Source organism: Cupriavidus sp. GW823-FHT06D04, assembly GCF_058795055.1.
The window spans coordinates 82,466-93,791 of the sequence record NZ_JBXAHL010000033.1 but is presented as its reverse complement, the minus strand read 5'-3'; the positions used below and the strand labels follow the sequence as shown (position 1 = coordinate 93,791).

The window sequence follows — 11,326 nt, the reverse complement described above, 5'->3', positions numbered from 1 at the left end:
GTGTGAAAGTAGGTCATCGCCAGGCTCTTATTCCCAAAACCCCTCGACAGCGTGTGCTGCGAGGGGTTTTGTTTTTTTCCGGCTCGGAATCTTGCGGGCTCAGTAGTCCGCCAGCTTCTCGCCGTCGACTTCCAGGAGCTGGTCCAGGCGCAGGGTCTCGCCAGTCTTGAGCGTCAGATACTCGGCGCCGCCCCGGCTGTACACGTCGGCAATGGTCGCGGTGCGCTGCTGGAGCAAGCCATCGGCGTCGCGGTAGTGGATCTGCGTGGGCCTGCGCACGGTGGCGAGGTCTTCCAGGCGGTCGTGGAACTCGCAGCTGATCGGGCTGTACTGGGCGGCTGTGCTGGTCATGGCCATGTATCCGGTGTGCTGGTTCATTCGCTGTCTTTCACCGACTGGATCAGGTTGTTGCGCAGCGACGCAACCGCCTTCTGGATCCGGGCGAATTCGTCCGGGGCCAGGCCGGTCGCTCCGGCGAGGCTGGATTCCAGGCGCCGCTCGCGCAGCTTGCGGCCGGCCTTGGTCAGGCGCACGCGTACCTGGCGCTCGTCTTCGGGGTCGCGCTGCCGCTCCACATAGCCCATCGCCTCCAGCTTCTTCAGGATCGGCGTCAGGGTGTTCGATTCGAGAAACAGCTTCTCCCCCAGGCTGCCGACGGTCTGGTCGTCCTGCTCCCATAGCGCAACGATGGTGATGTATTGCGTATAGGTCAGCCCCAGTTGCTCAAGGATCGGTTTGTAGGCCTTGCCGAAGGCGAGGTTCGCGGAATAGACCGCGAAGCACAGGAAGTCTGAGAGCGTCGGGGTTGCGGCGGGCTTGTCGGTGGGTTTCATTTGCTGCCTCGTTGGCCAAAGACGGATGGATCGCAAGCGTCAATTATAGGTCGTGTGCGATTTGATCGCAGGTGCTATAACTTTCCGCGGCGGCGGTTCCTGGAGCCCGAGGAAAGGGCGCCAGGAACCGGCGGAGAATCGTGCGCACGATCTGGCCGCCGCGGCGCTACGCGGTCTCAGGCCCGTGCGCCGTCGAGGTAAGGGTCGATGCCGCGGGCGCCGTCGTAGTACGGGCTGCGCGTGCCGTGTACCGAGCGTGCGCCGTCGGTGTACGGATCGGCTGCGCTGGTGACCGAGCGGGCGCCCTCGGTGAAAGGGTCGCGCGCCGAACCGGCGGCTTGCGCGGCGGCGGCGGTCAACAGGGCGGCGGCGACAACGGTGTAGCGGACGATGGAGGTGAGCGTGGTCATGGTATGCATCCTTGTATCATGTGATTTATAGTCGTATGCGAGTATATCGCATGCGACTAATGTGAAATAACGAAAAGGTCAAGGGAGTTACGACGTAAACACGTTCAGCGCCACCTCGATATTGCCGCGGGTTGCCTTCGAGTAGGGGCAGATCGCATCGGCGGCGTGAGCGAGTTGCGTAGCGACATCCTGCGGCAGGCCCGGCGCGCGCAGGTTCAGGCGTGCCTGCAGGAAATATTCCGCGCCGGTCTGGCCCAGGTCGACTTCGATGTCCACGGCCAGGTCGGACGGCAGTTCCAGCTTCATCTCCTTGGCCACCAGGCCGACTGCGGCGATGTAGCACGCCGACCAGGCGCCCGCGAATAGTTGTTCCGCGGTCGGGTGGGGCTGGACGGTCGTGAACACGTGCGCCGGGTTGGTGCTGTTGCCGGGCGACAGCGCGATGTCCAGTGTGCCATTGTGGCCACGCGAGGTAACGCCGGCGCTGCTGTGCATGGTGTGGGTCTTGCCGGTGGCGAGGACTTTTTCGATCTTGCTCATGGAATGGATCTCTGCTGGTTGTCAGTTGTAGTTAAATCGCATCCGTTTAGATCGCATGCGAGTGAATGCATATTGGAACATGGGTCTTCCCTTGTCAAGGAAAAATATCGTGTGCCCGGAAGAGGGCCGGAAATGCGTCCTTGCCTACGTCAGTGCCGTTTGACATCTTAAGACGACTGGTCATATTATTCCGCCATGGCACGCACTGCAGACAAGACCGACATCCCCAACCGCCTGACGAAGGCGGGGCGCGAACTGTTTTCGCGCCACGGCTACAACGCCACCGGCATCCAGCAGATCACCGATCACGCCGGCGTGCCGAAGGGCTCGTTCTACAACCATTTTGAGAGCAAGGAAGCTTTTGCCGCGGTCATCGTCGCGCAGTATGCGGACTACCTGCAGCGGTCGTGGGAAGCCATGATGGAAGCCGCGCCGCCAGAGCCGATGGCGGCAATCCGTTACGTCTTTACCCAGATGATTGCCTACCACCTCTCCAGGACGGTGCAGGCGGGGTGCCTGATCGGTAACTTTGCGGCGGAAATCGCCTTGTCGAGCGACACCTGCCGGTCAGCCCTGCAGGCAGCCCAGATGGCCTGGCGCGAACGCCTGGCCGGCATGATCAGCCAGGCCCAAGCGCAGGGCGCAATCCGTACGGACATTGCGCCTGCCGAGCTGTCCGGGCTGGTCTGGGATGTCTGGGAGGGCGCCTTGCTGCGCATGAAGCTCGAACGCTCAGTCGAGCCGCTGCGCCGCAGCGTCGACCTGATGTTCGACCACCTGTTCCAGCCGGCTGCTACGCACGTTGTGGCCGCTGCAAGCCTTAGACCAACCACGGAGTAAGCCATTCATGGGCGCACAGAAAGAAGCCTTTCTCGCGGATGCTTTGTTCCAGCCGATCAAGCTGGGCAAGCTCGAACTTGCCAACCGCATGGCCATGGCGCCGCTCACGCGCAGCCGGGCCGACGACAACCTGGTGCCGACCGACATGGTGGTCGAGTACTACAGCCAGCGCGCCAGCGTGGGCCTGATCATCGCTGAAGCCACGCAGGTCTCGACCACTGCCCAGGGCTACACCAATACGCCGGGCATCTACACCGCCGAGCAGATCGCTGCCTGGAAGAGGGTAACCGACGCGGTCCACGCGAAGGGCGGCAGGATCTTCCTGCAGATCTGGCACACCGGCCGCATGTCGCACACGTACTTCCAGCCGGATAATCAGCCCCCGGTCGCCCCGTCGGCCATCGCCGCCAATGCCAAGACCTACATCAACGGCAAAGGCTACGTCGAATGCTCGGTCCCGCGTGAGCTTGAGGCTGCAGAGATCGCTGGCATCGTGGACGACTTCCGCATTGCTGCGGCCAACGCCGTTCAGGCTGGGTTCGACGGTGTCGAAGTCCATGGTGCGCACGGCTACCTGCTTGACGCTTTCCTGCGCGACGGCACCAACAAGCGCACCGACGCGTATGGCGGCAGCATCGAAAACCGCGCGCGCTTCCTGCTCGAAGTCATGGCTGCCGTGGTCAAAGAGATCGGTGCCGACCGGGTCGGCGTTCGCCTGGCACCGGTATCGCCCGTCAACGACGCGTTGGAGAGCAATCCGCAGCCGCTATTCGAACATGTCATGCGTGAACTGGAGAAGCTGCACCCGGTGTATATCCACGTCGTGGAAGGCCACACCGGCGGTCCGCGCGACAACGCGCCTTTCGACTATGAAGCGCTGCACCGCCTGTACACCGGCGTATGGATGGTCAACAACGGCTACTCCAAGGAGATGGCCGAAGAGGCGATTCGTCGTGGCAGTGCCGACATGGTCTCGTTCGGCCGCAAGATGATTACCAACCCCGACCTGCCGCGCCGCTTCCGCGAAAACACGCCGCTGAACCGTCCCTTTGAAGACGCTTCGCTGTACGGCGGCAATGGTGCGCACGGCTACGTCGACTACCCGGAACTGGGCTGACGCCGGCAAAAAAGCGCCCTTTGGAGCCGGGAGAAATACGTTCCAAAGGGCGCACAAGCGCATTTGAAGATGGCTGCCTGCCTGAGGCAGGCCCGCTGTGCACGGGCTTATGCCAGGGCGCCGTCGGTATAGACGTCGAACTTGCGCGCGGGATCGGCTGAAGGACCGCTGCGGTCCATGCCTGCCAGGGCGCCGTCGGTGTAGACGTCGAATTTGCGGGCAGGATCGGCCGACACGCTACCGCGGTCCAGGCCAGAAACGGACTGCTCGCTGACGGATGGAGCCTCAACGCGGGTACCGTCGATGAAGACGTCGAAGCGGCTGGTCCGCGCACCGTCGCTATAGACGTCGCGCATGTCGACGCGGAAGGTGTAGCCGGACCTGTCGCCGGCAGGAGCGCTGTCGCGGGCGGCGGCATGGGCAATGCCGGCAGTGCAGGCGGCTGCAATCGCGGCGCTGGCGAAGATCGTGTTGGCGAGCTGGCGGATCATGGCGGTACTCCGATTTGCGGTAAGAAGGGCAGAACGCTGCGGGCGTCCTCTCGCTTATACGCAGAAGCTGTGCCACCGGATGCGGACCGGCAAAAATGGAGCCGCAGCCCCGTCATCAGCGAATTCCGCCCGGTTGGCGCAGCAAATGTTGGGCAGAAACAAACTAGCGGCGTATCAGCCGCCCGCCCAAACCAACAGCTTCAGCCGTCAGCCGCTTCCCGCGCCGGCATCCCCGCCCCCGACTAGTCCCGACAGCATCAGGCTGGCCATGCCAATGCGGGCATTGCCCGCGCTGATGGACGGCGCCTGCGTCATGTTCCCCCTGTAGAATCGGCCTCCACGCAACCCTGGAACGTCCCGCATGGACTCTCACGCCCCGGATCGCGGCGCGCTGGTGCCGCTGGCCTATCACGCAACGGTGGTCGATTACCTGCGCCGCCATGAGCCCGAGGTCTGGCGCTGGGCCGGCGCCCGCGCGACCGGCGCCGATCAACGCGAGGCACTGCGCTCGATGCTGTTGCGCGACACCTACCGCATCGAGGCGGACGCGCATGCCGACGTGCACGCGGCGCTGGCCGAGGCGATGGCGCGGCTCGGCATGGACGCGCCCGCGACGCTCTACCAGTCCCCGGGCCAGGACATGAACGCCTCGCTGGTCTACGTGCCCGGCGAGGTCCACATCGTCCTGCAGGGGCCGCTGCTGGACCGGCTGTCGCCGCCGGAGCTGCTGGCGGTGTTCGGCCATGAGCTGGCCCACTACCTGCTGTGGTCGCGCGACGACGGCCAGTTCCTGGTGGCCGACCGCATCCTGAACGACGCGCTGGCCGCGCCGGGCGCCAGCGCCAGCCATCGCGAGACCTGGCGCCGCTACGCGCTGCACACCGAACTGTTCGCCGACCGCGGCGGTGCCGTGGCCGCGGGCGCGGTAGCGCCGGCCGTGTCGACGCTGGTCAAGGTGCAGACCGGCATCGGCAGCGTGGACGCGGCCGCCTACCTGCGCCAGGCGGCCGAGATCGAATCCCACGAGGCGGGCGCAAGCGCCGCCCACAGCCATCCCGAGACCTTTATCCGGGCCCGTGCGCTGGCGCTGTGGTGGGAAGGCGCGGCCGATCTCGATCCATGGATCGAAACCCGGCTGCACGGCCCGCTGGCTCTGGAGAAGCTGGACCTGCCGGGACAGGTCCGCCTGCGGGCGCTGACGCGCGGCTTCCTCGCCCACTTCCTCGCCGGCACGCCGCTGGCGAGCGAGGCAGTGCTCGCGCAAGTGCGCATGATGTTCCCCGACTGGCGCGACGACGAACCGGTGATCGGCCCAGACGGGTTGGGGCCGGACGTGGCCGACGACAGCGTGCGCGCCTACCTCAACACACTGATGATGGACCTGGCGCTCGCCGACCCCGACCAGCAGGACGCGGCGCTGCTGCGCGCCGGCCAGGTGGCGCAGGCGCTGGGCAGCCTGGAAGCGCTGCAAGGCAACCTGCGCCGCGACGCCGGCTTCGGCAAGCGCGAGCTGGACCGCTTCCAGCGCCAACTCCACCGCGAACTGGCCAGGGAGGGCCGGGCATGACTGACAGCAAGACTCACGGCACCAACACCGTTCCGGATATGACCGGCAGCAGCGAGCCGCGCACGCTGCGCGCCCTGGTCGACGCGCAGGCGGGCGCGGCGCTGCCCACCGACGACGTCCTGGTGCTGGTGCTGCCGCTGTTCGCGCAGGTCGCCGCGCTGCACGCGCATGGCAGGGTGGCCGCGCTCGACCCCGACAGCATCCTGGTGGACGAGGACGGCGGGCTGCGCCTGCGCCGGCCCGATGGCGAAGCGCCCGTCATGGACATCGGCGCGGTGCACCGCGTGCAGCCGCATCCGGCCTCGGGCCTGAACATCGTCGGCGCGCTGCAGCTCGGCCACGCCGATGACGGACAGCGCGACCAGGCCGACCTGGCGCTGCAGCTTGACGCTACGGCGCCGGTCGAACGCCCGGTCTATCTACGCGGTCCGGCCAGCTGGGAACGCCTGCTTGGCCACCACGACGAGATCGGCGACGTGTTCCTGCTCGGCATGGTGCTCGCGAGCCTCGCCTGCGGCCTGGACTTTGCCGATGAGGACGACCTGCGCAGTTTCGTCGCGCAGCGCCGCAACCTGTTCCTGTTGCACGAGCGCCTGCATCCGATCGTCGCGGCGGTGATCGTCGAGATGACCGAGATCAACCGCCACGACCGCGCCACCGATGTCGCCGCGCTGGCGACCCGGCTGCGCACGTGGCGCGAGCAGCCGCTGGGACTGGACGTTGAACGCGCACTGGCCGGCACGACCGGCGCCACGCCGCGCCGCGCCGCCGTGCTCACGCACCTGCGCGACCGCCTGTTCGATCTCTCGCGGCGCAACCGCCTGCTGCACTTCCGTCCGACCGCGGCCACCGTCAACGTCACCGTGGCCAGCGTGCCGCTGATGCTGCAGATCGAAAGCGTGCGGCCCGAGCATATCTGCACCTGGGGCGGACCGTTCGCGGCCGACCTGGTGGCGGGCAAGCCGGTGTCGTTGCAGCAATGGCTGCGCTTCGACGACCAGCCCTACCTGCCGGCGTCGCTCGACCGCCTGATCGCCGAGACCCGCCGCGACCGCGCCGAATACGGCTTCAGCAACCTGCGCCTGGTGGTGGCGTTCCTGCGCTGGCACAACCTGAAGGAGGCGCCGGACGAGCGCATCGTGACGCCGCTGCTGTGGCTGCCGGTGGAGCTGGTCAAACGCAAGGGCGTACGCGACCAGTACGTGATCCAGTGCGCGGGCGGCGAGGCCGAGTTCAACCCGGTGCTGCGCCACTACCTGCACCAGCTGTACGACATCCGGCTGGACGAGACCGTGGATCTCGACAAGACCTCGATCGAGGAGATCCATGCCGGCATCCTCGCGCAGATTCGCCGCTCCGAGCCCTCGGTCGAGTTGCGCCTGGTCGACAAGGCCGCGGTGCGGCTGGTGCGGCAGAAGGCGCTGCAGCGGATGCAGCAGTTCCAGCGCCGCAGGCCGGGCACGGCCGCCGTGCGCAGCGGCGGCTGGCTGCCGCCGTACAGCTATGCGCAGGACGACTACCGGCCGCTGGGGCGCGCGCTGTTCGAGCATTGGGTGCGGCCGAGCGAACTGCCGCAGCGCTTCGAAGCGGGCGCCGCGCCAGGCGCCGGCCCGCGGCAGCCGCACATGGGCGGCTCCGCCGCCGCGCAAAGCGAAGAGCGCCAGGGCTACGTGCTGGAGGAGTCCGAGGGCCACCGTTATGCCTGGGACCTGGACCTGACGCAGGTGACGCTCGCCAACTTCAACTACCGCAAGATGTCGCTGGTGCGCGACTACGCGCAGTTGCTGGACGAGCCCGGCGCCAATCCGGCGTTCGACCGCGTATTCTCGATCGATCCGCGCGACGTGGAGACCCAGGCGCCCGCACCGCTCGCACCGGCCGAGCAGTGGAACGTGGTGGCGGCCGACGCGACCCAGAACGCAGCGGTTGGCCTGGCGCGCAGCCAGCGCAGCTTTATCATCCAGGGCCCGCCGGGCACGGGCAAGTCGCAGACCATCACCAACCTGATTGCCGACTACGCCGGCCGCGGCAAGCGCGTGCTGTTCGTCTGCGAAAAGCGCGCCGCGCTCGACGTGGTGTTCCATCGGCTCAAGCAAAGCGGGCTGGACTCGCTGTGCTGCCTGATCCACGACTCGCAGACCGACAAGAAGGCCTTCATCGCCGACCTGCGCGGCTGCTACGAGCAGTGGATCGCGCAGCCGCATGACGGCGACGCGCTGGCGGCACGCCGCACGCAGGTGGCCAAGGCACTGGCCGCGCACCAGCAGCGTATCGACGCGTTCGAGGTCGCGATGGCGGCAGTGCCCGAGGCACTCGGCGACAGCGTGCGTGCGCTGCTGCGCCGCGTCACCGCGCTGCCGGCCGTGCCGGACGCGGGGCCTGCGCTGCGCGAGCGCCTGCCGGCGCTGGCCGCTTGGGACCGTCAGCGCGATCTCGCGCACCGCGTGCACCGCGCGATGCGCGAGCGCTTCGGTCTCGACAGCCTTGCCGCGCATCCGTTCGCGCGCCTGTCCCCGCAACTGCTGGCCGACGAGCGCGCCTATGGCCGCGCCGAGCAGCTGTGCCATGACGCCGAGGCGCTATTCGATGTGCTCGACCCGCTGCTGGACAGCACCGCAAGCCTGACCAGCCAGGACACTGCGCTGGAACAGGCACGCGCGATTGCCGCCGACAGCCAGTGGCTGCTCGACACCGGCCTCGCCGCCCACCTGGACCTGCTCGATCCGGCCTCGCCGGCGCAAGGCGCGCTGCGCGAGGTTCGCGCAGATTTGGAGCGGTGCGCGCAGGCACTCGCCGACGCGCAAGCCGCAACCTCGAACTGGCAAGACAAGCTGAGCCCCGGCGATACCGAATCGGCACTGGCACTCACGCGGCGGCTGGAGCCGTCATTCGCGCGCTGGCTGCAGCCCGCATGGTGGCGCCTGCGCGGCGAACTGAAGCGCCGCTATGACTTCGGCAAGCACGCCGTCCACCCGGGCTACGGCAAGGTGCTGGAAGCGCTGGCCGCCGAGCACGCCGCAAGCGCCGCGCTGGCAGCGGCCGATGCCGACAGCCGCCGCCGCTACGGCGTGAGCGAGATGCAGGCCTTCCTGCGCGCGCTCGGCGAACTCGAGCAGCGCCTGCAGTCAGGCGCAGGCCCGCGCGAGCTGGTCGCACACCTGCGCCAGGCCGTCGATCCGGTCGCCGCGGCGCGCGCCGAAGCCGGTGCGCGCGAGGCGCTGGCGAAGCTCGCGCAGCGTGTGCGCGACGGGCTGGCGCTGGCCGCCGACGCACGCCTTGGCGACATCGCCGAACTGCTGCGCGACCTGCGCGAGGCACTCGATGACCTGCCAGACCTGTTGCCGCTGTTGCGCGCGGTGCATGCGGGCGACCCCGCTTGCGCCGCCACGCTGCAGTGGCTCGATCATGCACCGGCACAGCTCGAGGCGCTGGTGGCCGACGAGGCGCTGCGCCGTCTCGCGCGTGAGAACCCGGTGCTGGCGCGCTTTGGCGGCGCGGCGCTGGCGCAGGCCGCGCGCGCCGTGGCGCAAGGGCAGCGCGAACTGCTCGCGCTGAACGCGCAAGTGGTGCGCGCCACGCGGCACAGGCAGTTCGCCGAGAACGTACGCGTGTCCTCGCTGTCGGCCACGATGCTGGACGCCGACAGCAAGGCGTTCAAGAAGCAATACGCAACGGGCCGCCGTGAACTGGAGCACGAGTTCGGCAAGAGCATGCGCCACCGTTCGATCCGCGATCTCTCCGACGACGAGACCGGCATCGTCATCAACGACCTGAAGCCGATCTGGCTGATGAGCCCGCTGTCGGTATCCGACACACTGCCGCTGTCGCCGGACCTGTTCGACGTGGTGATCTTCGACGAGGCCAGCCAGATCCCGACCGAAGAGGCCGTGCCCGCGCTGAGCCGCGCGCGCCAGGTGGTGGTGGTCGGCGACGAGATGCAGCTGCCGCCGACAAGCTTCTTCACGGCCGGCGGCGCCGAAGGCGATGACGAGATCGTGGTGGAAGAGGAGGGCGACCGCATCGCCATCAACCTCGATTCGGACAGCCTGCTGAACCAGGCCGCGCGCAACCTGCCTGCCACGCTGCTGGCGTGGCACTACCGCAGCCGTCACGAATCGCTGATCAGCTTTTCCAACGCGGCGTTTTACGACGGGCGCCTCGTCACCATTCCCGACCGTTTGCTGGAGCAGGCCGAGGACGAGGCGCCTGCGCTGCGCTCGGACCAGGAGGATGCCGGCATCGCGGGCGCCGACGCGCTGCTGGCGCGGCCGGTCAGCTTCCACCGGCTGGCAGACGGCGTCTACGCCGACCGCCGCAATGCGCCCGAGGCGGGCTACATCGCCCGGACCGTGCGCGAACTGTTGCGCCGCGAGACCGGGCTGAGCCTGGGCATCGTGGCGTTTTCCGAGGCGCAGCAGGGCGCCATCGAGTCCGCGCTCGAGACGCTGGCCGCCGAGGACGCGGACTTCGCGATGCGCCTCGAACGCGAGTACGTGCGCGAGGACGACGACCAGTTCAACGGGCTGTTCGTCAAGAACCTGGAGAATGTCCAGGGCGACGAGCGCGACGTCATCATCCTGAGCATCTGCTACGCGCCCGGGCCGGACGGCAAGATGCTGATGAACTTTGGCCCGATCAACCAGCGCGGCGGCGAGAAGCGCCTGAACGTGATCTTCAGCCGCGCGCGCCATCGGATGGCGGTGGTATCGACGGTCCAGGCCGAGGCGATCACCAATGTGCACAACGACGGCGCGGCCGCACTGCGCGCGTTCCTGCAGTTCGCACAGGCCAGCGCGCGCGGCCAGTTCGAGCGCGCCCAGTCGGTGCTGGGCGCATTGAACCCCGGCGCGCGCGACGCCTTTACGCGCGAACCCACGCCGGACAGCATCCGCGACGCACTGGCCGAGGCGCTGCGTGCGCGCGGCCACCAGGTGCACGCCAACGTCGGCCGCTCGCAGTTTCGCTGCGACCTGGCCATCGCCGATCCGTCGGGACAAGGCTACGCGCTGGCGATCCTGCTCGATACGCCGTCCGAGGCGGTGTCGGACACCGCCGAGCGCTATGTATTCCGCCCCGGCATCCTGCGCAGCTTTGGCTGGCGGGTGCTGGACATTCCGGGCAAGGACTGGCTCGACGATGCGGAAGCGGTGCTGGCCCGCATCGAGGCCATGCTGGCCGATGGCGAGGATCGCGCGCTGGACGTCGAGGTCGAGATCCCGGTGCCGTTGACGAAGCCTGCCGCGGTGCAGGATGCGGCGTCAACGGGCGAGGCCCGGACGGACGCGGCGACGGCATCGGCTGCGCAAGCGGAGCTGGTGCGGACGCTGCGCTTCGAGCAGGGCACGTCGCGCAAGTTCTGGCGTGCCAGCGTGCGCGGGGCGGAGCTCTCCGTCACCTATGGCCGCATCGGCAGCACAGGGCAGACCAGCGTAAAGGCGTTCGACAGCGCCGAGCGGGCGCGGCGCGAGGCGGACAAGCTGGTGGCGGAGAAACTGCGCAAGGGCTACGTGGAGGTGTAGCGCCTGGAC

At 67.9% G+C, this 11,326-nt stretch carries 9 protein-coding genes; 4 read left to right on the top strand and 5 right to left on the bottom strand.

Annotation, left to right across the window (positions count from 1 at the left end):
- Window positions 1–99 precede the first annotated feature (99 nt).
- The 4 genes from AC1Q7H_RS30315 to AC1Q7H_RS30300 all read right to left on the bottom strand — a co-directional run bounded on the left by AC1Q7H_RS30315 (window position 100) and on the right by AC1Q7H_RS30300 (window position 1,783).
- A complete protein-coding gene (locus AC1Q7H_RS30315; protein ID WP_013956673.1) occupies window positions 100–351 on the bottom strand; it encodes a hypothetical protein in 252 nt (83 codons plus the stop codon).
- 23 nt (window positions 352–374) lie between these two features.
- Entirely contained in the window at window positions 375–833 is a 459-nt protein-coding gene (locus AC1Q7H_RS30310; RefSeq protein WP_013956674.1) for a MarR family winged helix-turn-helix transcriptional regulator, read from the bottom strand.
- 176 nt (window positions 834–1,009) lie between these two features.
- A complete protein-coding gene (locus AC1Q7H_RS30305) occupies window positions 1,010–1,243 on the bottom strand; it encodes a hypothetical protein (RefSeq protein ID WP_153955766.1) in 234 nt (77 codons plus the stop codon).
- An 87-nt stretch (window positions 1,244–1,330) separates the two neighbouring features.
- Window positions 1,331–1,783 carry an Ohr family peroxiredoxin gene (locus AC1Q7H_RS30300; protein WP_153955767.1) on the bottom strand — a complete coding sequence of 151 codons (453 nt, stop codon included), beginning with the start codon at window positions 1,781–1,783 and terminating at the stop codon, window positions 1,331–1,333.
- A gap of 195 nt (window positions 1,784–1,978) precedes the next feature.
- Between AC1Q7H_RS30300 and AC1Q7H_RS30295 the strand changes: the two genes are divergently transcribed.
- Both AC1Q7H_RS30295 and AC1Q7H_RS30290 read left to right on the top strand, forming a co-directional pair.
- On the top strand, window positions 1,979–2,623 hold the full coding sequence (locus AC1Q7H_RS30295; RefSeq protein ID WP_013956677.1) for a TetR/AcrR family transcriptional regulator: 645 nt from the start codon (window positions 1,979–1,981) through the stop codon (window positions 2,621–2,623).
- 7 nt (window positions 2,624–2,630) lie between these two features.
- The gene (locus tag AC1Q7H_RS30290; protein ID WP_153955768.1) at window positions 2,631–3,740 is read left to right on the top strand and encodes an alkene reductase; all 1,110 of its coding nucleotides are present in this window, start codon (window positions 2,631–2,633) and stop codon (window positions 3,738–3,740) included.
- Window positions 3,741–3,847: 107 nt separating this feature from the next.
- Here AC1Q7H_RS30290 and AC1Q7H_RS30285 read toward each other — a convergent pair whose 3' ends face one another.
- A complete protein-coding gene (locus AC1Q7H_RS30285) occupies window positions 3,848–4,231 on the bottom strand; it encodes a hypothetical protein (RefSeq protein WP_153955769.1) in 384 nt (127 codons plus the stop codon).
- A 361-nt stretch (window positions 4,232–4,592) separates the two neighbouring features.
- On the opposite strand from AC1Q7H_RS30285, the gene AC1Q7H_RS30280 reads away from it, so the two are divergent.
- Window positions 4,593–5,798, top strand: a complete 1,206-nt coding sequence (locus AC1Q7H_RS30280; protein WP_153955770.1) for a M48 family metalloprotease — start codon at window positions 4,593–4,595, stop codon at window positions 5,796–5,798.
- A complete protein-coding gene (locus AC1Q7H_RS30275) occupies window positions 5,795–11,317 on the top strand; it encodes an AAA domain-containing protein (protein ID WP_153955771.1) in 5,523 nt (1,840 codons plus the stop codon). The genes AC1Q7H_RS30280 and AC1Q7H_RS30275 overlap by 4 nt, the downstream gene beginning before the upstream one ends.
- Window positions 11,318–11,326: the final 9 nt, after the last annotated feature.

Coding starts and splice junctions, on each gene's coding strand:
- AC1Q7H_RS30285 (WP_153955769.1), bottom strand. CDS start 4,231: ATGATCCGCCAGCTCGCCAACACGATCTTCGCCAGCGCCGCGATTGCA.
- AC1Q7H_RS30275 (WP_153955771.1), top strand. CDS start 5,795: ATGACTGACAGCAAGACTCACGGCACCAACACCGTTCCGGATATGACC.
- AC1Q7H_RS30305 (WP_153955766.1), bottom strand. CDS start 1,243: ATGACCACGCTCACCTCCATCGTCCGCTACACCGTTGTCGCCGCCGCC.
- AC1Q7H_RS30295 (WP_013956677.1), top strand. CDS start 1,979: ATGGCACGCACTGCAGACAAGACCGACATCCCCAACCGCCTGACGAAG.
- AC1Q7H_RS30300 (WP_153955767.1), bottom strand. CDS start 1,783: ATGAGCAAGATCGAAAAAGTCCTCGCCACCGGCAAGACCCACACCATG.
- AC1Q7H_RS30315 (WP_013956673.1), bottom strand. CDS start 351: ATGACCAGCACAGCCGCCCAGTACAGCCCGATCAGCTGCGAGTTCCAC.
- AC1Q7H_RS30310 (WP_013956674.1), bottom strand. CDS start 833: ATGAAACCCACCGACAAGCCCGCCGCAACCCCGACGCTCTCAGACTTC.
- AC1Q7H_RS30290 (WP_153955768.1), top strand. CDS start 2,631: ATGGGCGCACAGAAAGAAGCCTTTCTCGCGGATGCTTTGTTCCAGCCG.
- AC1Q7H_RS30280 (WP_153955770.1), top strand. CDS start 4,593: ATGGACTCTCACGCCCCGGATCGCGGCGCGCTGGTGCCGCTGGCCTAT.